This window comes from Pseudophaeobacter sp. 1A09344 (assembly GCF_041008745.1).
Lineage (GTDB): Bacteria > Pseudomonadota > Alphaproteobacteria > Rhodobacterales > Rhodobacteraceae > Phycobacter > Phycobacter gallaeciensis_A.
On sequence record NZ_JAXGFS010000001.1, the window covers coordinates 376,929 to 402,761 of the forward strand.

General features: G+C 61.7%; 21 protein-coding genes and 2 riboswitches. Of the genes, 11 read left to right on the forward strand and 10 right to left on the reverse strand.

Translation table 11 applies throughout. The annotated features are described in order from the left end of the window. The first annotated feature begins 58 nt into the window (after positions 1-58). The gene (locus tag SM765_RS01690; protein WP_274836857.1) at positions 59-1,486 is read left to right on the forward strand and encodes a uracil-xanthine permease family protein; all 1,428 of its coding nucleotides are present in this window, start codon (positions 59-61) and stop codon (positions 1,484-1,486) included. Between the two features lie 274 nt (positions 1,487-1,760). Here the strand turns inward: SM765_RS01690 and SM765_RS01695 are convergent, their stop codons facing one another. From SM765_RS01695 to SM765_RS01710, 4 genes are all read right to left on the reverse strand, one after another. Next, on the reverse strand, positions 1,761-2,747 hold the full coding sequence (locus SM765_RS01695) for a type I glyceraldehyde-3-phosphate dehydrogenase (protein WP_274833814.1): 987 nt from the start codon (positions 2,745-2,747) through the stop codon (positions 1,761-1,763). 121 nt (positions 2,748-2,868) lie between these two features. Continuing rightward, entirely contained in the window at positions 2,869-3,261 is a 393-nt protein-coding gene (locus SM765_RS01700; protein WP_274833816.1) for a hypothetical protein, read from the reverse strand. A 95-nt stretch (positions 3,262-3,356) separates the two neighbouring features. After that, complete coding sequence (locus SM765_RS01705; RefSeq protein ID WP_274836859.1) at positions 3,357-4,187, reverse strand: bifunctional allantoicase/(S)-ureidoglycine aminohydrolase; 831 nt, start codon at positions 4,185-4,187, stop codon at positions 3,357-3,359. 201 nt (positions 4,188-4,388) lie between these two features. Continuing rightward, positions 4,389-5,165, reverse strand: coding sequence for an IclR family transcriptional regulator domain-containing protein (locus tag SM765_RS01710; RefSeq protein WP_274832069.1), 777 nt, complete (start codon positions 5,163-5,165; stop codon positions 4,389-4,391). A 179-nt stretch (positions 5,166-5,344) separates the two neighbouring features. On the opposite strand from SM765_RS01710, the gene SM765_RS01715 reads away from it, so the two are divergent. The 7 genes from SM765_RS01715 to SM765_RS01745 all read left to right on the forward strand — a co-directional run bounded on the left by SM765_RS01715 (position 5,345) and on the right by SM765_RS01745 (position 16,190). Beyond that, positions 5,345-6,661, forward strand: a complete 1,317-nt coding sequence (locus tag SM765_RS01715) for an aromatic ring-hydroxylating dioxygenase subunit alpha (RefSeq protein ID WP_065273329.1) — start codon at positions 5,345-5,347, stop codon at positions 6,659-6,661. 78 nt (positions 6,662-6,739) lie between these two features. After that, a complete protein-coding gene (locus SM765_RS01720) occupies positions 6,740-8,194 on the forward strand; it encodes a glutamine synthetase family protein (RefSeq protein ID WP_274836861.1) in 1,455 nt (484 codons plus the stop codon). Between the two features lie 82 nt (positions 8,195-8,276). Further along, a riboswitch (glycine riboswitch) is annotated at positions 8,277-8,384 on the forward strand. A gap of 3 nt (positions 8,385-8,387) precedes the next feature. Continuing rightward, positions 8,388-8,456, forward strand: a riboswitch (glycine riboswitch). A 99-nt stretch (positions 8,457-8,555) separates the two neighbouring features. Then, positions 8,556-9,695 carry a glycine cleavage system aminomethyltransferase GcvT gene (gene gcvT / locus SM765_RS01725; protein ID WP_274836863.1) on the forward strand — a complete coding sequence of 380 codons (1,140 nt, stop codon included), beginning with the start codon at positions 8,556-8,558 and terminating at the stop codon, positions 9,693-9,695. Between the two features lie 40 nt (positions 9,696-9,735). Continuing rightward, the gene (gcvH, locus tag SM765_RS01730; RefSeq protein ID WP_065273332.1) at positions 9,736-10,095 is read left to right on the forward strand and encodes a glycine cleavage system protein GcvH; all 360 of its coding nucleotides are present in this window, start codon (positions 9,736-9,738) and stop codon (positions 10,093-10,095) included. Between the two features lie 110 nt (positions 10,096-10,205). Beyond that, a complete protein-coding gene (gene gcvP, locus SM765_RS01735) occupies positions 10,206-13,055 on the forward strand; it encodes an aminomethyl-transferring glycine dehydrogenase (protein ID WP_274827883.1) in 2,850 nt (949 codons plus the stop codon). A 324-nt stretch (positions 13,056-13,379) separates the two neighbouring features. Further along, positions 13,380-14,156 carry a type 2 periplasmic-binding domain-containing protein gene (locus SM765_RS01740; RefSeq protein WP_274827884.1) on the forward strand — a complete coding sequence of 259 codons (777 nt, stop codon included), beginning with the start codon at positions 13,380-13,382 and terminating at the stop codon, positions 14,154-14,156. Positions 14,157-14,411: 255 nt separating this feature from the next. Next, positions 14,412-16,190, forward strand: a complete 1,779-nt coding sequence (locus SM765_RS01745; RefSeq protein ID WP_368981399.1) for a methyl-accepting chemotaxis protein — start codon at positions 14,412-14,414, stop codon at positions 16,188-16,190. 72 nt (positions 16,191-16,262) lie between these two features. Here SM765_RS01745 and SM765_RS01750 read toward each other — a convergent pair whose 3' ends face one another. The 3 genes from SM765_RS01750 to SM765_RS01760 form a co-directional block, all read right to left on the reverse strand. Further along, positions 16,263-17,273 carry a hypothetical protein gene (locus SM765_RS01750; protein WP_065273336.1) on the reverse strand — a complete coding sequence of 337 codons (1,011 nt, stop codon included), beginning with the start codon at positions 17,271-17,273 and terminating at the stop codon, positions 16,263-16,265. 124 nt (positions 17,274-17,397) lie between these two features. Next, positions 17,398-17,589, reverse strand: a complete 192-nt coding sequence (locus SM765_RS01755; protein WP_065273337.1) for a YgaP family membrane protein — start codon at positions 17,587-17,589, stop codon at positions 17,398-17,400. Positions 17,590-17,699: 110 nt separating this feature from the next. Next, positions 17,700-19,328, reverse strand: a complete 1,629-nt coding sequence (locus SM765_RS01760) for an AMP-binding protein (RefSeq protein WP_065273822.1) — start codon at positions 19,326-19,328, stop codon at positions 17,700-17,702. Positions 19,329-19,405: 77 nt separating this feature from the next. Between SM765_RS01760 and SM765_RS01765 the strand changes: the two genes are divergently transcribed. From SM765_RS01765 to SM765_RS01775, 3 genes are all read left to right on the forward strand, one after another. After that, complete coding sequence (locus tag SM765_RS01765) at positions 19,406-20,329, forward strand: DMT family transporter (RefSeq protein WP_065273338.1); 924 nt, start codon at positions 19,406-19,408, stop codon at positions 20,327-20,329. Positions 20,330-20,381: 52 nt separating this feature from the next. Next, positions 20,382-21,032 (forward strand): sulfotransferase family 2 domain-containing protein, encoded by a 651-nt coding sequence (locus SM765_RS01770; RefSeq protein WP_065273339.1) that lies wholly within the window; start codon positions 20,382-20,384, stop codon positions 21,030-21,032. Between the two features lie 109 nt (positions 21,033-21,141). After that, a complete protein-coding gene (locus SM765_RS01775) occupies positions 21,142-21,804 on the forward strand; it encodes a Hint domain-containing protein (protein ID WP_065273340.1) in 663 nt (220 codons plus the stop codon). Between the two features lie 127 nt (positions 21,805-21,931). Here SM765_RS01775 and SM765_RS01780 read toward each other — a convergent pair whose 3' ends face one another. Genes SM765_RS01780 through SM765_RS01790 form a run of 3 tightly spaced genes read right to left on the reverse strand, consistent with a single transcriptional unit; the run spans position 21,932 to position 25,829 of the window. Then, positions 21,932-24,136: a 3-hydroxyacyl-CoA dehydrogenase NAD-binding domain-containing protein gene (locus SM765_RS01780; protein ID WP_274836869.1), complete on the reverse strand. Its 2,205-nt coding sequence runs from the start codon at positions 24,134-24,136 to the stop codon at positions 21,932-21,934. Further along, entirely contained in the window at positions 24,133-24,618 is a 486-nt protein-coding gene (locus tag SM765_RS01785) for a cupin domain-containing protein (RefSeq protein WP_274836870.1), read from the reverse strand. The genes SM765_RS01780 and SM765_RS01785 overlap by 4 nt, the downstream gene beginning before the upstream one ends. Next, positions 24,618-25,829, reverse strand: coding sequence for an acetyl-CoA C-acetyltransferase (locus SM765_RS01790; RefSeq protein WP_065273343.1), 1,212 nt, complete (start codon positions 25,827-25,829; stop codon positions 24,618-24,620). Before SM765_RS01790 ends, SM765_RS01785 begins: the two co-directional genes overlap by 1 nt. Positions 25,830-25,833 lie beyond the last annotated feature (4 nt).

A 25,833-nucleotide genomic window follows, 5' to 3' on the forward strand; every position in this document is an offset into this window, starting at 1 on the left:
CGAAAAGAGGTGGCACCAACAAAAATACCAACAGATCCAACAGAAGAGGGAAATGAAAATGGCAGATGGTTCCATCGGAACGGCAGCAGAGCTGCGCGATCCGAATTACACGCCGCCGCTGACCCAGGCGATACCGCTGGGGATCCAGCATGTGCTTGCGATGTTCGTGTCCAATGTGACGCCTGCGATCATCGTCGCCGGGGCGGCGGGGTTCGGGTTTGGTTCGAACTCGCCCGACTTTCCCGAGCTGTTGTACATGATCCAGATGTCGATGCTGTTTGCCGGGGTGGCGACGCTGCTGCAGACGATCACCCTCGGCCCGGTTGGCGCCGCGCTTCCGATCGTGCAGGGCACCAGTTTTGCCTTTCTGCCGATCATGATCCCGCTGGTCGCGGGCAAGGGCGTCGATGCGCTGGGCGCGCTTTATGGCGGTGTCCTGATCGGTGGCCTGTTTCATGCGGCGCTGGGCATGGTGATCGGCAAGATCCGTTTTGCCCTGCCGCCGCTGGTGACCGGGCTGGTGGTGACGATGATCGGTCTGGCGCTGGTCAAGGTCGGCATCCAGTACGCGGCAGGCGGCGTGCCTGCCATCGGCAAGCCGGAATACGGCTCGCTCTTGAACTGGTCGGCCGCGTTGATCGTGATCTTTGCCACCTTGGGGCTGAAATTCTTTGCCCGTGGCATGCTGTCGGTTTCGGCGGTGCTTCTGGGGCTGATCGTGGGCTATATCTACGCGCTGATGGTCGGCATGGTGAGCTTTGAGGCCATCGGAACCAGCTGGTCGCGCGCATCGGCCTTTGCCTTGCCGGTGCCGTTCAAATACGGGTTCGAGTTCTCCTTTGCCGCGATCCTGGGTTTCTGCCTGATGGCCTTTGTCTCGGCTGTTGAGACCGTGGGTGATGTCAGCGGCATCACTCAGGGTGGCGCCGGGCGCGAGGCCACCGACAAGGAGATCGCCGGAGCGACCTATGCCGATGGTCTGGGCACGGCGGTTGCGGGGATCTTTGGCGGGCTGCCGAATACATCTTTCAGCCAGAACGTCGGCCTTATCGCCATGACCGGCGTGATGAGCCGCCATGTGGTGACCTGCGGCGCGATCTTTCTGATCATTTGCGGCCTGGTGCCCAAGGTCGGCGCCATTATCCGCACCATTCCGATCGAGGTGCTGGGGGGCGGCGTGATCGTCATGTTCGGCATGGTGGTCGCGGCTGGCATTTCGATGCTGTCCGATGTGGACTGGAACCGGCGCAACATGGTGATCTTTGCAATCTCCCTGTCGGTGGGGCTGGGGCTGCAGCTGGAACCCGGTGCGGTTCAGTATCTGCCCGATACGCTTCGGATCCTGATGACCAGCGGCCTACTGCCTGCGGCGGTAATCGCCATCGTGCTGAACCTGGTGCTGCCCATGGAACTGCCCGGCAGCGCCACCGAGGAAGTTTCTGGCGGCATGTCCGGGCATGGTCAGGGCAGCCTCGGACACGACTGATCCAAGTCCCAAGGATTGGCGGGGGCTCTCCCGCCCGTCCTGCGATCATCCTGTGATGATCTGGTCCCGTTGGGCCGGGCGCCGTGCTGCCGCGCGGCGCTTTTCTTTTTGCTGAGAGGTGCCTGAAGGGCAGGTCTGCCTTCAGGCACCTGCGCCATTCTATCGGTCTGGTTTCGGCCTCAAGGGGAGCCCGCGCCAAGGCGCGGCAGCTGCGCTGCCCTTGACCCCGAAGCCAGACCTTGGGAGCGGGGCCAAGATCGGGCCGGGGATGAGGTCAGCTTTGCGCCATCAGCCGGGCCACATCCAGCATGCGGGCGGAAAAGCCCCATTCATTGTCGTACCAACCGAACAGACGGATCTGCCGGTCTCCGCACATCCGGGTTTCCGGCGCTGCGATTACCAGTGATTCCGGCCGGGCCCGCAGATCCGAGGAAACCAGGGGCAGATCGGTCCAGCCCAGCACCGGAGAGCCTTCGACGGCTTTCTTCAGCGCGCTGAGGGCGTCAGTTTCGCTGAACGGGGTTTCAAGGCTAGCCACCAGATCGACGGCGGAAACACTGGCGGCAGGCACCCTGACGGCAGCGCCGCTGATCCGGCCCTTCAGCTGCGGCAGGACCTCGTCGATCAGGTGAGTGGCCGAACTGGTGGTCGGAACCATCGACATTGCCGCGGCGCGCGAGCGGGCGAAATCGCCGCGGGGCGCATCTACCAGCGGCTGCGAATTGGTGTAGCAGTGGATCGTGGTCATATGGGCGGCAGCAATGCCCGCGAGTTCATCCAGCAGGCGCACCAGCGGCGCCAGGGCATTGGTGGTGCAGGAGGCGTTTGAGACGATGCGGGCGTCTGTCAGCCTATCCCCGTTGGCGCCCAGAACCACGGTGCGTTCGGCGGCGGGGGAGGGGCCGGAGATCAGCACCTTGCGCGCGCCGGCCTGCAGGCCGCGTTGCGCCACGTCCGAGGTTCGGGCGATGCCGGTGCATTCGAGAACCACATCGACACCGGACAGATCGACCTCAGTCAGGTCCGCTGCATGGCTGACCGGGATAGTGCGCCCCATCACGTGCAGGCTGGCTTCTCCGGTCTCCACCGGCGCGGGGAAGGGGCCGAATGTGCTGTCGTATTGGAACAGGTATGCGCAGATATCGAGCGGTGCGATATCGTTGATCCGGGCGATCTCGATGCTTTCGGATCCGGGCAGTGTCAGGATCTGGCGCAGGATGGTGCGGCCAATGCGGCCAAATCCGTTGATGGCAATTTTCATGAATTGTTCTCCGGCCCCGGAAATGGAGCGGCGCAGCCGGTCCGGATTGGGGTGATGAATATCTGAATGGGAGGGCAAAAGGGAGCGAGTGGCAGGCGCCGTGCGGTGTCGCGGTGCGCGGTTACCGCGACCGGCAGACCAGATCGGCGTAGTAGACGCCGGAGATCGTCCTAAGCATGCTGTCGCGGCGGGCGGTGCAACCGGTGGCGGCCTTGTAGGCGCGCGCAGCCTGCCGGGCGCTGATCATTGCAGGAGGGCGGAAGGCTTCCAGCTTGCGGTTCAGCCGCTCGGCCCGGTAGCGACCGGTGCCATCGCCGACAGGGCTGACGATCCAGGTGCGGCCCAGAATTGTAACCTGACTTCCCTGCACCTTCTCCCCGGCCGCGGCGGGTGTGGGGGACAGCGTCAGCATACCCGCGCCGAGCGTCGCGCAAAGCGCCAGAGTGGGAACCGTTATGCGGCGGCTGAAAACAAGGCGGGCAAGGGTGCGGGCCGGGGCAAAAGCAAAAGTCATCGGACTGCTCCTGAAGGCAAAGACGTACTCGCAGCCTAGCGTCGCGGCTGCGGTTTGCAATGGGGCGTCCGAGGAAAAGCCGCCGACCCGGCCGTTCAGCGCAGGGGCGTGAGCGGCATATGGCGGTTCACATCCTTGTAAAGCAGGTAGCGGAACCGGCCCGGTCCACCCGCATAGCAGGCCTGTGGGCAGAAAGCGCGGAGCCACATGAAATCACCGGCTTCCACCTCGACCCAGTCCTGATTGAGCCGGTAGACTGCCTTGCCTTCCAGCACATAAAGCCCGTGCTCCATCACATGGGTTTCGGCAAAAGGAATGGTGCCGCCGGGTTCAAAGGTAACGATGGTCACATGCATGTCATGGGAGAGGTCTTCGGGATCCATGAAGCGCGTGGTGCCCCAGCGCCCCTCGGTTCCAGGCATCATATGGGGCGACAGATCCTTTTCGTTGACGGTGAAAAAGGCAGGCGCGGTCAGGCCCGGTGCAGACTGCCACTGTTTGCGGATCCAGTGGAAGGAGGCGGTGTCTGCGGCGGGATTGCGCAGCGACCAGTCGCTGCCCGGGGGCACATAGGCAAACCCGCCTTCCTCCAGCACATGCGCGGTGCCGTCGATGCTGAGCTCGACCTGGCCAGCGGTAACAAACAGGCTGTCCTGCGCAGCCGGATCGGTTTCCGGGGTGTCAGACCCGCCGCCCGGTTGCAGCTCGACGATATACTGAGAGAAGGTTTCGGCAAACCCGCTGAGCGGGCGTGCGATCACCCACATGCGCATGCCCTGCCAGCCCGGCAGGACCGAGGTGACGATGTCCCGCATGGTGCCCTTGGGGATGACCGCATAGGCATCGGTGAACATGGCCCGGTCTGTCAGCAGCTGGTCCTGCCCGGGGTGCCCGCCTGTTGGGGTAAAATAGCTGCGCTCTGTCATGGTGCCGCCGTCCTTTGTGAGGCTCTGATGGGGCGCGGACTGTTCCGCCTGGCATTGTTTGGGCAGGCGGTTACCGCGCGTCAGGAGCGACTATGAGCCGATGCGCGCGCGGGTCCAAGGTGCGACGTGGTAAAAACATTGTTCAATAATTTTTGAATATGCATCCCGGAACCGGCGTCCCGGGATGCGAGAGGGCGTGGATCAGAGACAGTCCACCGCCTTGGACTGGCGCAGATCGGCGGCGCACAGCTGCAACCCCTGCAAGAGATCGCCGGTGGCGGCTTCGGGATTGTCACCACGCGGGAGCGAGGCACCGACCACGATGGGTGTTTGCCCGGGAGCCGAGACCGGCACCGCAAGGCCCAGAATGCCCGGTTCGAATTCGCTGTCTGTCAGGCACCATCCCTGACGGCGCGCGACGTCGACCTGATTGGTGATGTCTTCGGGGTGGGTCAGGGACTGCTCCGTATGGCGCGGTTTATCCGCGCGCGCGACGGCTTCGCCCGCCTCCTCGGGTGGTAGGCAGGCCAGAAGCATCCGTCCGAGACTGGTGTGCAGCAGCGGGATATGCGCTCCTGCAGTAAAGCCGTAGGTGACCGGTCCTTGATCAACGGTGGATTGTGCCAACAGCAGAACCCGGTCCTGATCCAGAATGCAAAGGGTGATGCCGACCTCCAGCTTGCGGGCATGCTGGTTCAGCACCGGCTGAACCCGGTGGCCGAACTGGTTGGCCTGCAGGAAACCGCCCGCGAGCGCCAGAACCCGCGGCGTCAACGATAGCATGCGGCCGTCCTGCCGCAGATACCCGGCCTGCACCAGGGTCAGGGCCCCCCGGCGCGCAGTTGCCCGGTCCTGTCCGCTGCGGCGCGCGATTTCGGCCAGGGTGAGGCTGGGTGTTTCGGCGTCAAAGGTCGCCATGACGGCCAGCCCCTTGGCAAAGCTGGATGAAATGTTCCGGTCCTGAGGAGGTTTGTTCATTCGAAGTCCCAAAGAAGCCGCTCGCCATAAGGGGAACAGGTCTTGACACCGATCCTCAGGCTGCGCAGTAATTGTGCGTATGAACATATATTGGTGCGTATTTCGAACTTCGTCAAGTCACTCGTTGCAGCCTGTTACCTTCGGTTCGAATTATTGCAGACAGGAATAAGGATCCCGCCATGATCAGCCAGGAACTCAACGACAGTCTGACACGCGTCGGAAAGGGGAGCGATGCCGGAGAGGTACTGCGCCGCTATTGGCAGCCTGCGGCGCTCTCGGATGAACTGCAGCAGGGGCGCCCGGTGGTGCCGGTGCGTCTGCTGGGCGAGGATCTGGTGCTGTTCCGCGATACCGAAGGCAAGCTCGGCCTTATCGGGCGGCACTGTCCGCACCGGGGCGCAGACATGTGCTATGGGCGGCTTGAGGATAACGGTCTGCGCTGCCCCTTCCATGGCTGGCATTTCAACCGTTCGGGGCAATGCGTTGAGCAGCCGGGTGAGCCGGAAGGCAGCCGGATGCACGAGAAGATCCAGACCGCGTCTTACCCGGTGGTCGAAAAGAACGGTATCGTCTGGGCTTATATGGGGCCGGGAGAGCCGCCGGAATTCCCCAACTTTGACTGTTTCCGGGCACCCGATACGCATGTCTTTGCCTTCAAGGGCCTGTGGGAGTGCAACTGGCTGCAGGCAATGGAAGTGGGGATCGACCCGGCGCATGCCTCTTTCCTGCACCGGTTCCTGCAGGACGAAGATCCCGCCGACAGCTATGGCAAGCAGTTCCGCGATAAGGCGGGCAACACCGAAATCCCGATGACCAAGTTGCTGCGCGACTATCCGCGCCCGGAAATTCAGGTGGAAGAGGCCGATCACGGGCTGAAAATCACCGCCCTGCGCCACATGGAGGATGGCCGCAGCCACGTGCGGGTCACCAACCAGATCTTCCCCGAAGCGATCTGCATTCCGATGAGCCGGGAAATGACCATCACCCAGTGGCACGTGCCGATCGATGACGAGAATTGTTATTGGTATTCGATGTTCACCAGCTTCGACAAACCGGTGAACAAGGAGCTGATGCGCGAACAGCGCCTGAAGGAACACGTGTTGCCCAGCTATGCGCCGAAAAAGAACAAGCGCAACGAATACGGCTATAACCCGGCCGAGCAGGAAAGCGAGACCTATACGGGCATGGGGCTCGACATCAACGTGCACGATCAATGGGCAGTTGAAAGCATGGGCGCCATTCAGGACCGCACGCAGGAGCATCTGGGCAAGTCGGATGTGGCCATCATCCGCTACCGTCGTATGCTGCGGGCAGCGATTGCGGCCGTGAAGGAAGGCCGTGAAGCGGATCTTCCGATGGCAGGCGGACTGGACCTTGGCAGCATTTTCGGGCCTATTTCCAATGACTCGATCGCCCAGGACGGCGATTGGCAAAAGGCGGCGGAAGAGGCAGACGATGCGCGCCGCGGCCAGTGCTCCTGGGATGCGAGCGTCTGAACCGTCCCGGAAGTAACGCAACACCACAGCCAGCACCGGCCCCGGTAGGGCCGGATGCATAGCGATGAAAGAGGCGAGATGGCCGAAGATATTTCCACAGGCAAGCTGGCCCGTCTTGGCCTCTTGTCCGATGCATGCCGCGCTGGGGCGGCGGATCTGCTGCAAAGGGTCAGGTCAGAGGGTATAGAAACCGTCCGGGTTCTGTTTGCCGATCAGCACGGTATCCTGCGTGGCAAAACCATCGTGGCCGACGCCTTTGACAGCCTGTTCTCTGCGGGGCTCAATGTGCCTTCGACCCTGCTGTTGAAAGATACCTCGCATCGCACCGCCTTTCCCGTCTGGAGCGAGGCAGATGACGGTCCTGCCAGCCTGATGCAGGGGGCGAGTGATGTGCTGCTGGTGCCGCGTCCGGAGACTTTCCGCGTACTCCCGTGGTCGTCGCATTCGGCCTGGATCCTCTGCACGCCGGTGATGCGCGATGGCAGCCCGGTTCCCTTTGCCTCGCAAACCGTGCTGCAGACGGCGGTGGATCGGCTGGCCGGGCAGGGCATGGCTGCAACATTGGGGCTGGAGGTGGAATTTCAGGTCTTTGAGCGGTCCAGCGATGCCCGCGAACACGGTCAGTCGGGCATGCCTGGCGCGCCGGTTGAGACCCGCAATCTGGCGCAGGGGTACCAGTATCTGACCGAAACCCGTTATGGCGAAATGGAAAGCGTGCTGGATCTCATCCGCCGCAACGCGCAGGGGCTGGGGCTGAAGGTGCGCTCGGTCGAGATTGAAATGGGGCCAAGCCAGGTCGAGCTGACCTTTGCCCCTGCCGATCCGGTGACGCAGGCGGACGCGATGGTGATGTTCCGTACCATGGTCAAGGAGGTATGTGCCCGCGAAGGATTGCACGCTAGCTTCATGGCCAAGCCGCGGCTGGAGAACGCGATGGCCAACGGCTGGCACGTGCATCAGTCGCTGCAGGATATCGCCACGGGCCGCAACCTGTTCATGCCACAGGCGGATGGCAGCCTTAGCGCCGAGGCGTCGGGCTGGATCGCCGGGCTGCTGACCCATGCGGAGGCTTCGTCGCTGATGATCGCACCGACGGTCAACAGCTACAAACGCTATATGCCGTTCCAGCTGGCGCCGAACCGGATCCAGTGGGGCGCCGACAACCGCGGCGCCATGCTGCGCGGGCTGATGGCGCCCGGCGATCCCGCGAGCCGGATCGAAAACCGCGCGCCGGACAGTTCCGCAAACCCCTATTACGCCTTTGCCGCGCAGCTGATCGCGGGCGGCGATGGAATTGCGGCGGGGCTCAAGGCGCCGTTGCCCACGACCTCTCCCTATGGCGAGGGGGCGCAGGAATTGCCGAAATCGCTGGGCGCGGCGCTGGCGGCCTTCGAGGCAGGGAGCGATCTGTTCAGTGGCGTTCTGGGGGAGGGCTTCACGGGGTATCTGTCCCATCTCAAACGCTTCGAATGGGATCGTTACCTGAACACCATCAGCGAATGGGAACAGGCCGAATATTTCAACCTGTTCTGAAATCGGCATCAAACTTCCTTGAAAGCGACAGTATTGCTGCCGTTTGCGTCTTGAACGGCAGGCGGCGCGCTGTTAGCTTCGGGGCGCGCAGACGGGAGAACCGCAGCGGAGCGGAATCACCTCGCTCCAACCGGTGCCGAAGGAGCAACCGCCCCGGAAACTCTCAGGCCAAAGGGACCGCCTGCGCAGTAAACTCTGGAGAGACCCCGGCGTAGGTACCGGGGCGCCGAAGGGATAGCGATCTCAGGCGCAAGGGACAGAGGGGGCATCGAAGTGTGCAGGCGAAATCTGCGCAGAACTTGGATGCCGGACCCATTCGAACAGATGGATCGGACCGGCCGTGACAACGGGACGGACACGCATGTCTGATGAAACCACGTCTGATTTGAAAAAGACGCCTTTGTTTGCCCTGCATGAAGAGCTGGGTGGCAAGATGGTGCCTTTTGCCGGGTATCTGATGCCGGTGCAGTATCCCATGGGCATTATGGGCGAGCACAAGCACACCCGCGCCAAGGCGGGCCTTTTTGATGTCAGCCACATGGGGCAGGTGATCCTGACCGGGGAGAGCTATGCGGCGGTGGCCGAGGCATTCGAAAGGCTGGTGCCGATGGACGTGCTGGGCCTCAAGGAAGGGCGCCAGCGCTACGGTCTGTTCACCAACGATCAGGGCGGCATCGAGGACGATCTGATGTTCGCCAATCGCGGTGATCACCTGTTCGTGGTCGTGAATGCTGCCTGTAAAGAGGCCGATATCGCCCGCATGAAGGCGGCGCTGGAACCGGCTGTGACTGTTACCCCCATTATTGACCGCGCGCTGCTGGCGCTGCAGGGTCCTGCGGCCGAGGCGGTTCTTTCGGCGATTGCGCCTGCCGCCGCGGACATGAAATTCATGGATGTGGCCACCCTGGATGCAGATGGGGTCGAAATCTGGGTCTCCCGCTCGGGCTACACGGGCGAGGATGGCTATGAGATCTCCGTACCTGCAAACCAGGCCGAAGCGTTTGCCCGCCGCCTGCTGGCGCGCGCTGATGTAGAGCCGATTGGCCTTGGCGCGCGGGACTCCCTGCGCCTTGAAGGCGGTCTGTGCCTTTACGGCCATGACATTGACGCAGAGACCCGCCCGGCGGCGGCCTCGCTCACCTGGGCCATCCAGAAGGTGCGTCGCCCCGGCGGCGACCGCGAAGGTGGTTTTCCGGGAGCCGCGCACGTCTTTGCCGAGATGGCAGAGGGGTCGGCCATGCGCCGCGTGGGCCTGAAACCCGAAGGCCGCGCGCCAATGCGCGAAGGTGTGGAGCTGTTTGCCGAACCCGAGGGCGGCGCGCCCATCGGCAAGATCACCTCTGGCGGCTTTGGCCCCACCGAGGGCGGCCCGGTGGCGATGGGATATGTCCCTGCGGACATGGCCACGCCCGGCACCCGTATCTATGGCGAGCTGCGCGGTAAACGCGCCCCCGTCACCGTTGCAACGCTGCCTTTCGTGGCGGCCAACTTCAAGCGCTGAAACAGAAAAACAGGCGCGTTTGTTCAAAGGGAAAGTGGACATGAAATATACCGAAGAACACGAGTGGCTGCAGGCCGAAGGCGAGATCATCACCGTGGGCATCACCGCCCATGCGGCTGAACAGCTGGGCGATGTGGTGTTCGTCGAACTGCCCGAGGTCGGCAGCGAAGTGACCAAGGACGAAGAGATCGTGGTGATCGAATCCGTCAAGGCCGCCTCGGACATCCTGTCGCCGCTGGACGGCGAGATCGTCGAGATCAACGAAGCCATCGCGGATGAGCCGGGTAAGGTCAACGAAGACCCCGAAGGCGAAGCTTGGTTCTTCAAGATCAAACCGTCCGATCTGTCTCCGATGGACGATTACATGGACGAAGCCGGTTACAAGGCGTTCATCGGCTGATTTCTCATTCCCCGCCGCCAGATCCGGGGGCGGGGAACCACTGCGCTGTGCGAACGGGCCTGCCCGAATGATAGGGTTTTGCCTGAAACATGAACCTGAAGGGGTGCCTCATGTCTTTTGAACCGACGGACTACCTGCCGTATGACTTTGCCAACCGCCGCCACATCGGCCCGTCTCCCGAGGAGATGGACGAGATGCTGCGCGTCGTGGGCGCCGACAGTCTGGATGCGCTGATCGACGACACCGTTCCGGCGTCGATCCGGCAAAAGGCTGCTCTGGATTTTGGTCGCCCGCTGTCCGAGCGCGAGCTGCTGTTCCACATGCGCGAAGTTGCCCAGAAGAACAAGGTGATGACCTCGCTGATCGGGCAGGGCTATCATGGCACGGTGACCCCGCCCGCGATCCAGCGCAACATTCTGGAAAACCCGGCCTGGTACACGGCCTACACTCCCTATCAGCCAGAAATCTCGCAGGGTCGGCTGGAGGCGCTGTTGAATTTCCAGACGATGATTTCCGATCTGACCGGTCTGGAAATTGCGAATGCCTCGCTTCTGGATGAAGCCACCGCCGCCGCCGAAGCGATGACCATGGCGCAGCGGGTTGCCAAATCCAAGGCCAAGGCGTTTTTCGTCGACCGCGACTGCCACCCGCAGAACATCGCCGTGATCAAGACCCGCGCCGAACCGCTTGGGATCGAGGTGATCGTCGGCAATCCGGAGAAGATGGACCCCGAGCAGGTGTTTGGCGCCATCTTCCAGTATCCCGGCACCTATGGTCACGTGACCGATTTCACCCCCCATATCGAAAAGCTGCACGCGCACAAGGCAATCGCCGTGGTCACTGCCGATCCGCTGGCGCTGACGCTGCTGAAAGAGCCCGGTGCCATGGGCGCCGATATCGCTGTCGGCTCGACCCAGCGGTTTGGCGTACCGATGGGAGCAGGCGGGCCGCATGCGGCCTATATGGCGACCAAGGACGCCTACAAGCGCGCGATGCCGGGCCGGATCGTCGGCGTCTCGGTCGATGCCCATGGCAACAAGGCATACCGCCTTTCGCTGCAGACCCGCGAACAGCACATCCGCCGCGAAAAGGCGACCTCGAACGTTTGTACCGCGCAGGCGCTGCTGGCTGTGATGGCCTCGATGTATGGCGTCTTCCATGGTCCCAAGGGGCTGAAGGCGATTGCGCAGCGTATCCACCGCAAGACCGTGCGTCTGGCCAAAGGGCTGGAAGAGGCGAACTTCAAGGTCGATCCCAAGGTGTTCTTTGACACCATCACCGTTGATGTGGGCCCGCTGCAGGCGGCAGTCCTGAAATCCGCGGTCGATGAAGGCATCAACCTGCGCCGCGTTGGTGAGACCCGGGTTGGCATCACGCTGGATGAAACCACCCGTCCGGAAACCATCGAAGCCGTCTGGCGCGCCTTTGGGATTGTTCGCAAGGATGATGATTTCACCCCGGAATACCGGGTGCCAGAGAACCTGCATCGGACCTCGGACTACCTGACCCATCCGATCTTCCACATGAACCGGGCTGAGACTGAGATGATGCGCTATATGCGTCGTCTTGCGGATCGCGATCTGGCGCTGGACCGGGCGATGATCCCGCTGGGCTCCTGCACCATGAAGCTGAACGCTGCCGCGGAAATGATGCCGCTCAGCTGGCCCGAGTTCGCCCATATCCACCCCTTTGCCCCGGCAGACCAGACCGAAGGCTATGGCGAGATGGTGACGGATCTGTCCGACAAACTGTGTCAGATCACCGGTTATGACGCGATCTCGATGCAGCCGAACTCCGGCGCGCAGGGTGAATACGCCGGTCTTCTGACCATCGCGGCATATCACCGGGCGCGCGGCGAAGGGCACCGTAACATCTGCCTGATCCCGGTGTCGGCGCATGGCACCAACCCAGCCTCGGCGCAGATGGTCGGATGGAAGGTCGTGGTGGTGAAATCGGCCGAGAACGGTGATATTGACCTCGACGATTTCCGGGCCAAGGCGGAAAAGCACCGCGACAACCTTGCGGGCTGCATGATTACCTATCCCTCGACCCATGGCGTGTTCGAGGAAACCGTGCATGAGGTCTGCAAGATCACCCATGATCTGGGCGGTCAGGTCTATATCGACGGCGCCAATATGAACGCCATGGTCGGTCTGTCCCGTCCCGGTGATCTGGGCGGCGATGTCAGCCACCTGAACCTGCACAAGACCTTTGCCATCCCGCATGGCGGCGGCGGCCCCGGCATGGGACCGATCGGTGTGAAATCGCACCTGGTCTCGCACCTTCCGGGCCATCCCGAAACCGGCGGCGAAGAAGGTCCGGTGTCGGGCGCGCCCTTCGGGTCGGCCTCGATCCTGACCATCAGCTGGGCCTATTGCCTGATGATGGGGGGCGCCGGTCTGACCCAGGCAACCCGGGTTGCGATCCTCAACGCCAACTACATCGCCAAGCGGCTCGAAGGGGCTTATGACGTCCTGTATAAGGGACCCTCGGGCCGCGTCGCGCATGAGTGTATCCTGGACACGCGCCCCTATGCGGACAGTGCTCATGTCACCGTGGACGATGTTGCCAAACGTCTGATGGACAGCGGTTTTCACGCCCCGACGATGAGCTGGCCGGTGGCAGGTACCCTGATGGTGGAGCCGACGGAATCCGAAACCAAGGCCGAACTGGACCGGTTCTGTGAGGCCATGCTGTCGATCCGCGAAGAGATCCGCGACATCGAGGAAGGCCGTATCGACGGGGAGAACAACCCGCTGAAACACGCGCCGCACACGATGGAGGATCTGGTCAAGGATTGGGACCGTCCCTACAGCCGCGAACAGGGCTGCTTCCCGCCGGGCGCCTTCCGCGTCGACAAATACTGGCCACCGGTCAACCGGGTCGACAACGTCTATGGTGACCGCCATCTGATCTGCACCTGCCCGCCGCTGGAGGACTACGCCGAAGCGGCAGAGTAAGGCGCGGTCCTAATTGAAGAAGGACAGCGGGCCCCATTTGGGGCCCGTTTTCTATTGGCGGATTGCCTTCGGCGGCCGGCTATCTCTGTTTGCGCAGGAATACGTTAACCCGCCAAAGAGACGTAAGTGTTCAAAGCGTGGCTTGTCTTGGAAATAATATTTCGCGCCGCTTTCGAGGCGCTTCCACATTGATGCACATTTTATGTTCAGGTCAATTTTTCGCGAAGTTATGACCTTTTTTGCAACCTACAGGCGCGTGAGTGATAAGCACCCGTTAAGACGAATCGACTTCTTTGGCTTGGTACTCAATACCAGGAGCGAAGTATGAAGTTCGGAATTGCAGCATGTGTGTCTGCGTCTCTTCTCGTCTTTTCCAATCCCGCGGTAGCGGCCGAAATTACAGTCATGGCCGGTGATCTGCCTCCGATGATCAATCAGGATGGCACCGGGCGCGAGGCTGAGATTATCTCGGCGGTTCTGGGGCACTGCGGCCACAGCGCTGTTTTCAAGGTGCAGCCCTTTACCCGTCACTGGCAGTCCTTCGAAAAAGGGTCTGGTGATGCGGTGGCCACCGTGCCGCTGGGCATGCCCACAGCCGGGACTCAAACCAAGACCTACATCAATTATCAGAATGGTGTTTCGTTCCTGACCTCTTCAGAGCAGCAGGCCGATGCGCTGTCGGATCTGGATGGCTGGAACATCGTGGCCTTTGAGGGCGCGAGCAACATCATTCCCGGTCTGGATGGGGCAACCGCAGGCTTCAAATCCTATCGCGAGATGGCTGACCAGAAGACCCAGAGCAAGCTACTCTATGGCAAGCGGGTCGATGGCATTCTGGGCGATGGCATGCTTTTCGCAGAGTTCAGCCGTCAACTGCAGGAAGCTGGTTCTTCCGCCGGTGTCGACGCCAGCCAGCCGCTTGAATTCCGTGCCATCTTTGAACCCAGCCCCTATGTCATGAGCTTCCGGGATCCGGCGATTGCCGCTGATTTCGACCGCTGCTTTGGTGAGCTGGAAGCAGATGGAACCATCCAGGAGATCAACACCCGGTGGACCGACAAATACCGGGACGCGCTGGAAGACAACTACATGTCCTTCTGATCCGCAGCGGTGGCAGGCGTGTCGGTCTAACCCGGCCCGCGCCTGCCACCCTGTGCAATCTGCCTTCGCGGGGGAACGCCCCCTTTACGTGTGGCAGGCGCATAACCTCTCCTTCGGGAAAACGGGGCGCCATGCGTGGCGCCTTCAAAAAGAATTTTTGAACCCGGAACCCTGCTTGCCGGGGGTGTACGCAGCTTTGCATGCAGCCTGGCCTCAAGATCACTGACACGTTCGTCACCAAACCGGAGCACCATAATGAAACGCCAGCTTTCACGTTTCTTGGGCATGTCCATCAAGAAGAAACTGCTGCTGCCCATCCTCGCCTGCATTGTTGTATCGAACATTGCTTACACCGTCTTCTGGGCGTCCAAGCACAGCAGCGCCTTGATTGACGCCTTCGAGGATGAAGTCGGGCTGGCGCAACGGTTTGTCGGGCCTCCGGTCGCTGCGGCGGTCTGGGATTTCAACAGTGATGCGGCGCAGGGGGCAATCCAGGGCGTGGCGGATATGGAAAACGCTCTGTTCGCGCAGGTCGTGGTCGATGGTGAGACCTTTACCGAGGTGTTCGTAAGCGAGGACCGGCGCGCGGAAGTGACCGGGGCAGTGGAAATCCTGCTGGCGGATCCGGAAGAGGAGAAGACCACCGAGGTCAATCAAGTGGTCTACGTCAAGTTTCCGATCTCCCTCACCGATGGCACCGTTGTGGGTGAAATGGTGATGGGTTTTGACAACAGCGCGATCCAGGACACCGTCTCTGCTCTCTATCTGCAGTCGGCGGTCATCGGTCTTGCGATCTGTCTTGCAATTGGCCTGATCGTCTATTTCTCCGCGGCCTCGGTCACGCGTCCGCTGGACCGGATCGTTGATCGTATCGATGCGCTGCGCAATGGTGACACCGACAGCGCGGTTCCGGAAAAGACGCGAGGCGACGAGTTGGGGCGTCTGGCTGCTGCGGTTGTCGAATTCGTCGAGGCGATGCGCGCCAATGCCGAGCTTGAGGGGCAGTCCCGCGCTGCGGCGAAGGAGCAGGCGGATGTGGTTCAGGAGCTGGCGAACGGTCTGAACAATCTGTCCAAGGGCAACCTCGGGTACCGGATCACCAAGGAAATGAGCGCCGAATATGCCGCGCTGCGCTCCGATTTCAACCAGACGGCTGAGGCTTTGGATGACGTGATTGGACGGGTGCTGAGCACGGTCGGAGATATCGAAGGTCAGATCGGCGAGATGGCAGTTGGCACGGACGAGCTGTCCCGCCGCACTGAAAATCAGGCGGCGACCCTGGAAGAAACTGCGGCTGCACTGGACAATATCACCTCCAATGTTCAATCCGCCACCGAACAGACAAAAGCGGTCGAAGGCACTATTGCCGAAACCACCAGCGAGGCGATGCGCAGCGGCGATATCGTGAAGCGGACCGTCGTGGCCATGCAGGAGATCAATGAGGCCTCGGGCAAGATTTCGGAGATCAACAGCGTGATCGACGATATCTCGTTCCAGACCAATCTGCTGGCGCTGAATGCTGGGGTTGAGGCGGCGCGTGCGGGCGAGGCCGGCCGTGGTTTTGCCGTGGTGGCCTCCGAAGTGCGTTCCCTTGCGCTGAAATCGGCCAATTCGGCCAATGAGATCCGGGAACTGATCCAGAGCAGCTCGGAAAAGGTCAAGATCGGCGTGGAACTGGTTGATGAGGCTGGTAAATCTCTGGGCGAGATTATCACCAAGATCCAGTCGGTGTCGACCCTGGCCAGCCAGATCGCAGAGTCATCCGGTGAGCAGGCCTCGACCATATCCGAGATCAACTCGGGCATGACCGAGCTGGACAGGGTGACGCAGCAGAACGCGAGCATGGTTCTGAAATCCAGTGAGCAGGGCAAGTCGTTGCAGCAGGCCGCGACCGAGCTGGCGCAACTGGTGGCGCAGTTCAAACCCTCGTCTTCGTCTTTCGCTTCGGCTACAACGCCCAGTGCCCATGGTGATTGGGATCTCGCGGGGCAGGGCTATGACGATGATTTTGGTCAGGAGCTCATGGCGGGCTAACTCGCATATTACGCGCAGGGAAATCCATTGCGCCCGGGCCGTTGGCCCGGGCGTTTTTGTGTCTTCCTGGGGTTAGCTGCAGATGTTCTGTAGGCGCACCCAGTCGCGGTCATTCAGAACCGGTTCCAGAACCCGGCCTGCCATCGGATCGGCCTCGATCAGCCCGATGGTGGTCTCTCCGGTGATATCCAGCGCATAGGCGTAAGGGGTGGAGGGGATCGCGGTGCGGGCAAATTCGGCCAGCAGCGTCTCATCCGCAACCTCGGGGCGCGGCGTGCTGAGAACCGTTTCAACATAGTGATCGAGTGTCTCGCGTTTCAGCTGTCCCGTGGTCAGAAGCCGGAAAGAGGCCAGCACACCGCCTGATGCCAGCAGTTCTGCCAGCGGGTCCTGCGCCTCGGCCCGGGCCCGTTCGGCCAAAACGGCTCCTGCTGCCACGGCAGGGTCTTCGTGATCCTCGACAAACGTCCGGTTCAAAAGAACGATACCACCCGGCAGGTGCAGGCTGGTGGCGAGGCCGGAGCGGAACACAACAAGACGGCGCACGCCTGTGCGCAGCGCGAGTTTTTCCAGAATGGGCACCGTGTCCGCCGTGCTGCAGGCCTGACCGGTAACTCGCTCAATCCGGCCAAGCAGCGCCTGACCCAGCGCCTTGCGCTTGATATCGGGCACAACGCTGACGGCGTGGTTCTGCAGCGCGCTCGGCAGCCATAGAAATACCACCAGCGCAAGGACGACCAGACTGGCAAGGACGCTTGCCGCGCGCAGGCGCCCGGGATGCGGACGGCGCCTATCAATGGCGGCCCGCACCTTGTCGATCGCCTCGAGCATGGTGGTTTCGTCTTCTGCGATCTCCAGCGTTTCACCGGGATCGCCATCGGGATGAAAGATCGCCGGGAATTCGCCGGGGTTGGCACGTTCGACCGCCGCCAAGGACCAATGCGCCAGGGGGCGGTCGCTCATGTCGGTAATGGTGAGGGTCGCATCCCCAACCGAGATGATCACATCCCGGCGCTGCGCATCAGGGGCTGCGCGCCACAAACCCGCAGCCTCCAGCCGTTCGAAGTCCCTGAGTGCGGTCATTCAGCCTGCCCGTATCATTGCGGTTGTTCTGTTTGCCGCAGGATAGCATGCCTCACGGCAAGGCAGCAAACCGCTTTGCCGCAGATTTCACAACTCAGTGGGGCGCCTTAGCCACCGCCGTGCCTCACGCGGGTTTCAAACCCATACGGGCAAAGATCATCGCTGCCGGGCAAAAGCCGGTAAAGGCCGATTGAAACAGGTTGGCGCCGACAAAGACCGTCAGCCAGACCCAGTTGGGCGACACGAATTGCGTCAGCACCACGGACAGCAACACCATGAAACCGGCAAGCGCCATAACCGCTTTGTTGATCGTCATGTCTTATCCTTTCTGATACGCGCGCCCTACGGCGCCTTCATATTCAAAAATAAGAATAAGACTTGGTGAATGCAAGAGGCAACCGACGGGCAGGCCCGCCGGTGCCGATATTATTGGCCGTTTGCGATCTTGCGCAGCTCAAATTTCTGGATTTTCCCGGTCGATGTCTTGGGCAGCTCCTGGAACACCACCTTTTTGGGCGCCTTGAACCCAGCCAGAGTCTCGCGGGAGAAGGCGATCAGCCCGGCCTCATCCACAGATGCGCCTTCTTTCAGTTCGACAAAGGCGCAGGGAACCTCTCCCCATTTCTCGTCCTGCTTGGCCACAACGGCAGCCAGATTGACATCCGGGTGGGCCATCAGCACGCCCTCTACCTCGACCGAGGAGATATTCTCGCCGCCGGAAATGATGATGTCCTTGGCACGGTCGGCGATCTGGATATAGCCATCGGGGTGCTGGATCGCGATATCGCCCGAATGGAAGTAGCCACCTTTGAAGCTCTCGGCTGTTGCCTCAGGGTTTTTCAGATACCCCTTCATCACCGAATTGCCGCGCATGACGATTTCGCCCTGATCCTTGGCATTCATCGGGATCTGATGCATGTCGTCATCCACGACGGTGATATGGTCCATCATCGGGAAGGCAACGCCCTGACGCGCCTTGATCGCGGCGCGGCCCTGCTGGTCCAGCGTGTCCCAGCTGCCGCCTTTCCACAGGCATTCGGTGACATGGCCATAGGTCTCGGTGAGGCCATAGACCTGCGTCACGTGAAAGCCGAGCTTTTCGATTTTCTCCAGCGTTGCCGGGGCAGGCGGGGCTCCGGCGGTAAAGACCTCGACCGTGTGGTCAAAGGCACGGCGGTCCTCTTCCTTGGCGTTGACGATGGTGTTGAGCACAATGGGCGCGCCGCCGAAATGGGTGACGCCTTCATCCGCAATCGCGTTATAGACAGCAGACGCGGTAATGTTGCGGCAGCAGACCAGCGTGCCGCCCAGAACCGGCATCATCCATGTGTGGTTCCAGCCGTTGCAGTGAAACAGTGGCACGATGGTCAGGTAGACCGGGTGCATCACCATGCGCCAGGAGATCACCGTGCCCATGGTCATCAGATAGGCGCCGCGGTGATGGTAGACGACCCCCTTGGGACGTCCCGTGGTGCCTGAGGTATAGTTCAGCGCCAGGCTTTCCCATTCGTCCTCGGGCATGATCCAGTCGAAATCATGCGCTGCATTGCCTAGCACGTCCTCATAAATGGAATAGCGGCCAGAAGCGGTGAAACCAGCCTCGATGTCCGGCACTTCGATCAGGATCGGTCCGTCGCCCTCCATCCGCTCCTTGGCCGCTTCGGCGAGGGCCAGGAATTCGCTGTCCACCAGTGCGACCTTGGCCTCGCCATGCTCAAAGATATAGGCCACCGTGTCCACATCCAGGCGGGTGTTGATGGTGTTGAGGACGGCGCCGCAGGCGGGCACGCCAAAATGCGCTTCGGCCTGGGCGGGCAGGTTGGGGATCAGCGTTGCGACCACATCGCCCGGTTTCACGCCCATCCCCGCCAGCGCCGAGGCCAGCCGGGTGCAGCGGTCGTAATAGGCGGCATAGGTCTTGCGGTGCTTGCCATAGACCACCGCCGGAACGTCGGAAAACACATGCGCGGCCCGGCGCAGATGCGACAGCGGGGTCAGCGGAACATAGTTTGCCGCATTTTTTTCCAGTCCCGTTTCATCCTGCATCCAGCCCATGAATTTTCCTCCCATGATTCTGCGCCGTGTCGCTTAGAGGACAGATATTGCCGAAAGTTACTTTCATTGAAAGAGATATGAAACAATTGACCATTCCCCCCGGCGTGGCAGGCAGTCAGACCACAGCCGCGCAGGCGATGCTGGCCGCCATGGCCATCATCGGTATCAGTGACAATGCCGTGCCGCTCATGGCGGAGCAGATCGGAATCTGGCAGTTCTACTTGTTGCGTACGGTCATCACCCTGCCGTTGATCTGGGTCATGATGCGTGCCGGCCTGGGCGGGCTACGGCCGCAGCGGCTGGGGCCGGTGGCGCTGCGGGGCTTTCTGGTGGCGGTGTCGATGGTGTTCTACTTTTCAGCCGTCGCGCTGATGCCGCTGGCGCAGGCGCTGGCCGGGCTTTTCACCTCGCCGATCCTGATCGTGCTGATCTCGGTGCTGTTTCTGAAGCATCGTATCGGCCCGGTCCGTATCGGGGCGGTGGTGCTGGGGTTTGTCGGTGTGCTGTGCGTGTTGCAGCCGGACCTGTTCGATTTCGACTGGCTGATCCTGCTGCCGATCTGTGGCGGGCTGTTCTACGCGCTGGGATCTATGGCGACCGGGCTGATGTGCCGGGGCGAAAGCACGGTGTCGATGTTGTTTGCCATGCTGCTGGCGCAGGCGGTGATCGGGGCTGTGGCCCTAGGCGGGCTGGCGGTCTGGCCGTTGCCGGTGGCCGAGGGCGCCGATGGGTTTGTCACCCGGGGCTGGGTCTGGCCAGTGTGGGAGATTTCGCATTGGCTGCTGCTGCAGGGTATGGCTTCGGTCGTCGGGGTGTTCCTGATCACCAAGGCCTATCAGCAGGGCGAGGCGTCTTATGTTGCAGTCTTCGAATATTCGGTGATCATCGTCGGACCCGCCTTTGCCTGGCTTGTGTTCGGTCAGACGCTGAATCTGCTGCAAATGGCGGGAATCGGCCTGATTGTTCTGGCCGGGGCGACACTGGCCCTGCGCGGATCGTAAACCGCAGCGGTCCGCCGTTTTCTTTTCCCGCGGGACTGCATAGGCTGGCGTCATGATCCTGTCCCCCGGCCGCAACTTCGTTTTTATCCATATCCCAAAAACCGGGGGCACCTCTCTGTCGTTGGCGCTGGAGGCGCGGGCGATGAAGGACGACATGATGCTGGGGGATACGCCCAAGGCGCGCAACCGGCGGCGGCGGCTGAAGGAGGTGCAGACGCGGGGTAGGTTGTGGAAACATTCCACCCTCGCAGATATCGAAGGGCTGCTGCCGGAGGACCAGATGAGGGGGCTTTTTGCCTTTACTCTGGTGCGCAATCCCTTTGATCGGGCGGTCAGCTATTACCACTGGCTGCGGGACCAGACGTTCGATCATCCTGCAGTCACGCGATCCAAGGCCTTGGATTTCCGCGAATTTATCCTGCATTCCGATACACTTTCGGCGTTTCGTGCGCATCCGCCGCGTTCCTACATGCGCCATGCGGACGGGAGCGAACAGTGTCAGGCCTATATCCGGATTGAGTATTTTGAGAAGGATGCTGAGCCGCTGTTTGATCATCTCGGCTTTCGGCTGAACCTAGAGCGGGCCAATGCTTCGGTCCGGGCGCGGGATTGGCGGGAATATTACGATCTGCAAAGTCGCGCCGCACTGGCGGCAAGCTGCGCTGAAGAAATTGAACAATTTGAATATTCTTTTAACGTTTAACCTTTACCTCTGTTTAAGACGGGCAAAACCGCCCGCGCGAAACGGATGTAACAGGCTAAACGGCGCAGGGGACAGGCACCCCGGACCGAAAGGCCGGAAAGGATCGCAGATGCTTGATTGGTTCCAGAAACGCAGCAACCCTTTTTCCGAGGGCGCGGCGCCGATGGTGTCGGTTGGGCAGGGTGGTTTTCTGGCCGGAACCCATGCGGCGTCGAACCTGGGCTGGCGCCCGGTCGAGGCGTTGACTGTCGGCGACCAGCTTTTGACCTTTGATCATGGCATGCAGCCACTGGTCGAAGTGCGGCGCGAAACGGTGCTGGTGGGTGAAGGCGACGTGGACCCGGTGTTCTGCCCACTGCTGGTGCCGCAGGACGCGCTGAACAACCGCGTGCCGATGTATCTGATGCCGGATCAGGGCGTTCTGATGGAAAGTGATCTGGTCGAGGACGCCCATGGCGATCCCTTTGCCGTGGTTCCCGCCTGTGCGCTGGACGGCTATCGCGGTATCCGCCGCCTGCATCCAGGCGAGCGGATGGAGTTGATCATCCCCCGCTTTGCCCGGGACGAGGTGATCTATTTGGAGGCTGGCTTCCTTGGCTTTGCACCGATGCAAGGCGATCTGCTGAATGGCGCCGCCGCACCTGAGTTCTACAATGTACTGTCGGCAGCCGAGGCGCGTGATCTTGTGCTGGCCATGGCTGCAGCAGAGCAACTTGGGGGTTTTGGTGCTGGCCCCACGATTGACCCTTCGGGAGCTCCGTCCCTGATCTGAGGTTCCGCCCGGTAAAAGAAACTGGGTGAGCCGGTCAGGGTTTTGGTTTTACTACAGAGCCTTACCAAGAAACAAAAATGGCCGACCCGGTTTGGGGTCGGCCATTTCGTTTGTTGAGTGCCCAATCTTAAGCAGCGGCGGCTGCATCCGGATTGAACCGGCCATAGAAGGTCTGACCCTTCTCCGCCATCTCCCGCAGCAGCGCCGGGCAGGTGAAGCGCTCACCGTAGGCTTCGGTCAGCTGATCGCAGCGTTCGGCAGCATAGGGCGTGCCGATGATGTCGAGCCAGCTGAGCGGGCCGCCGGACCAAGGCGCAAAGCCCCAGGCCAGGATTGCCCCCACGTCGCCTTCGCGGATATCCATCAGAACGCCTTCTTCCAGCGCGCGCACGGCTTCCAGCACCTGCGCAAACATCAGGCGTTCCTGCACTTCGATCAGATCGGGCTGGTCTTCGGCCAGCGGGTATTTCTCCTGCATGCCTTTCCAGTATTCAACCCGCTTGCCCTTTTCGTCATAGTCGAAGAAGCCGGCATTGGATTTGCGGCCCAAACGACCCAGACCTTCCATCCAGAAGATCAGATCATCCGCCGGGCTGTCGGGATAGGCATCGCCCATGGCAGCCTTGGTTGCGCGGGCGATCTTGGCACCCAGGTCGATCGAGGTCTCGTCGTTGAGCTGGATCGGACCCACCGGGAAGCCCAGCTGACGCGCCGCATTGTCGATCAGCACGGGCGACACGCCCTCGGTGATCATGCGCAGACCTTCGTTGATATAGGGAATGATGCAGCGGTTGGCGTAGAAGAAACGCGCATCATTGACAACGATCGGGGTCTTGCGGATCTGGCGCACGTAATCCAGCGCCTTGGCCACCGCGCGATCACCGGTTTCCTTGCCCTTGATGATCTCCACCAGCAGCATCTTCTCAACCGGAGAGAAGAAGTGGATGCCGATGAACTGCTCAGGACGGCTCGACGCCTTGGCGAGATCGGTGATCGGCAGGGTCGAGGTGTTGGAGGCGAAGATGCAATCCTCGGGGATGATCGCCTCGACCTTCTGGGTCATCTCGGCCTTGACGGCCGGATCTTCGAAGACCGCTTCGATGATCAGATCGCAGCCCTTCAACGCGTCCAGATCCGGCGTTGCGTTGATCAGGCCCAGCATCGCCTCTTTCTTCTCGGCAGTGACCTTGCCGCGTTTGATGCCCTTGTCGAGATAGGCTTCGGTATAGGCCTTGCCCTTGTCGGCTGCGGCCTGATCGCGGTCCACCAGAACCACTTCCATACCGGCCTGCGCCGAAACCAGCGCGATGCCCGCGCCCATCATGCCCGCACCCAGAACGCCGAGTTTCTTGACGCGCTGATCCGGCACGTCCTTTGGCCGCACGGCGCCTTTCTCCAGGGCTTCCTTGTTCAGGAACAGGGAGCGGATCATGGCGCCCGACGAGGGGTTCATGATCACGGATGTGAACCAGCGGGCCTCGATCTTCAATGCCGTGTCGAAATCGACGAGCGCGCCTTCATAGACTGCCGACAGAAGCGCCTTGGCCGCCGGGAAGGCGCCTTGCGTCTTGCCGTTGATCATTGCGGAGGCGCCAACGAAGTTCATGAAACCAGCCGGGTGATAGGGCGCGCCGCCGGGCATCTTGTAGCCCTTGGCGTCCCAGGGTTTCACCAGATCGGCGTCCTTGGCGCTGAGCACCCATTCTTTCGCGGCGGCGACGGGATCGGCTGCGATCTCATCGATATAACCTGCACTCTTGGCCTTTTTCGCGTCCAGCATCTTGCCTTCGAGCAGCAGCGGCGCGGCTGCGATGGCGCCCACCTTGCGTACCATGCGGGTGGTGCCGCCGGCGCCGGGGAAGATACCGATCAGGATTTCCGGCAGGCCATATTTCGCCTTGGGGTTTTCCGCGGCAAAGACCCGGTGCGTGGACAGCGGCAGCTCCATGCCGATGCCCGCGGCGGTGCCGGGCAGGGCGGTGGCAATCGGCTTGCCGCCCTTCTTGGTCTTGGGGTCCATGCCTGCCAGCTCGATCTTGCGCAGCAGGGCATGCATTTTCATGATGCCGTCAAAGACGCCGCGTGCGGGATCGTCTCCGGCTTCTTCCTTCATCACCGCCAGCAGGTTCAGGTCCATGCCGCCGGCAAAGGAGCCTTCCTTGCCCGAGGTGATCACGATGCCTTTGACCGCGTCATCGGCCAATGCGTCGTCGATGGCGGCTTCCAGTTCCATGAGCCCGTCAAAGGACATCACGTTCATGGTCTTGCCGGGCACATCCCAGGTGATGGTTGCGACGCCGTCAGCGTCCTTGGAAAGCATAAACTCAGTCATGTTTCGTCTCCGATCTGGTCAGCCGTCAGCGGGCTGCCGTCCTTGCGGGTGAAGGCGGACCCGTTGGAGTCCTGTTTCACCATCATGTCCATATCGCTGTAATAAGCGGTCTCTGTTTCGGTGCGCGTGCCCACCACCAGGAAGGTGGCAGGCGCGTCGGTGTTGTTTTTCAGGTGATGGCCGTTGGCATCTCCTGCAGGAAAAGTGGCGCAGTCGCCGGGGTGCAGTTCGGTTTCCCCGTGATCATCGATCAGGGTGCAGACCCCGGCGGTGACCATCAGGAATTCGTCCTGCTCCATGTGGTAATGGCGCAAGGACGACAGGCCACCCGGTTCCAGCTGAACGAGGTTCACGCCAAACTGCGTGAGGCCACCCGCATCGCCCAAGCGCTGGCTGGAGCGGCCCGCGACCGCCTCTGCCAGCTTGCCGGGGTAGGCGGAGCCGGTCCGCCAGGGGATATCGGCCAGGTTCAGCTTGGGCATCAGACGCGCTCGATGATCGTGGCCGCGCCCATGCCGGATGCGATGCAGAGCGTCGCGAGACCAACTTCCTTGTCGGTGCGCTCCAACTCGTCCAGCAGCGTGCCGATGATCATCGCGCCGGTGGCGCCCAGCGGGTGGCCCATCGCGATGGAGCCGCCGTTGGGGTTCACGATGGCAGGGTCCACGTCAAACGCCTGCTGGAAGCGCAGCACGACCGAGGCAAAGGCTTCGTTGACTTCGAACAGGTCGATATCACTGATCGCCATGCCGTTGTCGGCAAGGATCTTCTGCGTTGCGGGCACAGGGCCGGTCAGCATGATGGTGGGATCGGTGCCGATCTTGGTCGTCGCCTTGATGCGGGCGCGGGGTTTCAGACCGTATTCCTCGCCGAACTCCTTGTTGCCGATCAGAACGGCGGCAGCGCCATCGACGATGCCAGAGGAGTTGCCCGCGTGGTGGATATGGTTGATCCGCTCCAGGTGCGGGTACTTCAGCTTGGCCACAGCATCAAAGCCGGGCATCTGCTCGCCCATCATCTGGAACGAAGGGTTCAACGCACCAAGGCTCTGCATGTCGGTCTGGGGGCGCATGTATTCGTCGCGGTCCAGAATGGTCAGACCGTTCTGATCAGTGACGGCGATCACCGACTTGTCGAAACGGCCATCGTCCCAGGCTTCCTTGGCGCGGCGCTGCGATTCAACGGCCAGCGCATCGGCCTGCTCACGCGAAAAGCCGTATTCTGTGGCGATGATATCGGCCGAGATGCCTTGCGGGACGAAATAGGTTTCCATTGCAACCGAGGGATCCACGGCGATGGCCGCGCCATCGCTGCCCATGGCAACGCGGCCCATCATCTCAACACCGCCCGCGATATAGGCCTTGCCTGCGCCGCCCTTCACCTGGTTGGAGGCCAGGTTCACGGCCTCCATGCCCGAGGCACAGAAACGGTTGATGGCGAGGCCCGGAATGCTTTCGTCCAGATCCGAGGCCAGAACCGCGGTGCGTGCAAGGCAGCCGCCCTGTTCCATCACCTGGGTGACGTTGCCCCAGATCACGTCCTCGACGGCGTGACCATCCAGGTTGTTGCGCGCCTTCAGGGCGTTCAGTGTCAGCGCGGACAGGCGCACCGAGGTCACCTCGTGCAAGGAGCCGTCCTTGCGGCCCTTTCCGCGCGGGGTGCGGATCGCGTCATAGATATAAGCTTCGGTCATAAGT

What these genes read in the sequence shown, in the direction of transcription:
- SM765_RS01690 (WP_274836857.1), top strand. Translation starts at nt 59, where the DNA reads ATGGCAGATGGTTCCATCGGAACGGCAGCAGAGCTGCGCGATCCGAAT.
- SM765_RS01695 (WP_274833814.1), bottom strand. Translation starts at nt 2,747, where the DNA reads ATGAAAATTGCCATCAACGGATTTGGCCGCATTGGCCGCACCATCCTG.
- SM765_RS01700 (WP_274833816.1), bottom strand. Translation starts at nt 3,261, where the DNA reads ATGACTTTTGCTTTTGCCCCGGCCCGCACCCTTGCCCGCCTTGTTTTC.
- SM765_RS01705 (WP_274836859.1), bottom strand. Translation starts at nt 4,187, where the DNA reads ATGACAGAGCGCAGCTATTTTACCCCAACAGGCGGGCACCCCGGGCAG.
- SM765_RS01710 (WP_274832069.1), bottom strand. Translation starts at nt 5,165, where the DNA reads ATGAACAAACCTCCTCAGGACCGGAACATTTCATCCAGCTTTGCCAAG.
- SM765_RS01715 (WP_065273329.1), top strand. Translation starts at nt 5,345, where the DNA reads ATGATCAGCCAGGAACTCAACGACAGTCTGACACGCGTCGGAAAGGGG.
- SM765_RS01720 (WP_274836861.1), top strand. Translation starts at nt 6,740, where the DNA reads ATGGCCGAAGATATTTCCACAGGCAAGCTGGCCCGTCTTGGCCTCTTG.
- gcvT (WP_274836863.1), top strand. Translation starts at nt 8,556, where the DNA reads ATGTCTGATGAAACCACGTCTGATTTGAAAAAGACGCCTTTGTTTGCC.
- gcvH (WP_065273332.1), top strand. Translation starts at nt 9,736, where the DNA reads ATGAAATATACCGAAGAACACGAGTGGCTGCAGGCCGAAGGCGAGATC.
- gcvP (WP_274827883.1), top strand. Translation starts at nt 10,206, where the DNA reads ATGTCTTTTGAACCGACGGACTACCTGCCGTATGACTTTGCCAACCGC.
- SM765_RS01740 (WP_274827884.1), top strand. Translation starts at nt 13,380, where the DNA reads ATGAAGTTCGGAATTGCAGCATGTGTGTCTGCGTCTCTTCTCGTCTTT.
- SM765_RS01745 (WP_368981399.1), top strand. Translation starts at nt 14,412, where the DNA reads ATGAAACGCCAGCTTTCACGTTTCTTGGGCATGTCCATCAAGAAGAAA.
- SM765_RS01750 (WP_065273336.1), bottom strand. Translation starts at nt 17,273, where the DNA reads ATGACCGCACTCAGGGACTTCGAACGGCTGGAGGCTGCGGGTTTGTGG.
- SM765_RS01755 (WP_065273337.1), bottom strand. Translation starts at nt 17,589, where the DNA reads ATGACGATCAACAAAGCGGTTATGGCGCTTGCCGGTTTCATGGTGTTG.
- SM765_RS01760 (WP_065273822.1), bottom strand. Translation starts at nt 19,328, where the DNA reads ATGGGCTGGATGCAGGATGAAACGGGACTGGAAAAAAATGCGGCAAAC.
- SM765_RS01765 (WP_065273338.1), top strand. Translation starts at nt 19,406, where the DNA reads ATGAAACAATTGACCATTCCCCCCGGCGTGGCAGGCAGTCAGACCACA.
- SM765_RS01770 (WP_065273339.1), top strand. Translation starts at nt 20,382, where the DNA reads ATGATCCTGTCCCCCGGCCGCAACTTCGTTTTTATCCATATCCCAAAA.
- SM765_RS01775 (WP_065273340.1), top strand. Translation starts at nt 21,142, where the DNA reads ATGCTTGATTGGTTCCAGAAACGCAGCAACCCTTTTTCCGAGGGCGCG.
- SM765_RS01780 (WP_274836869.1), bottom strand. Translation starts at nt 24,136, where the DNA reads ATGACTGAGTTTATGCTTTCCAAGGACGCTGACGGCGTCGCAACCATC.
- SM765_RS01785 (WP_274836870.1), bottom strand. Translation starts at nt 24,618, where the DNA reads ATGCCCAAGCTGAACCTGGCCGATATCCCCTGGCGGACCGGCTCCGCC.
- SM765_RS01790 (WP_065273343.1), bottom strand. Translation starts at nt 25,829, where the DNA reads ATGACCGAAGCTTATATCTATGACGCGATCCGCACCCCGCGCGGAAAG.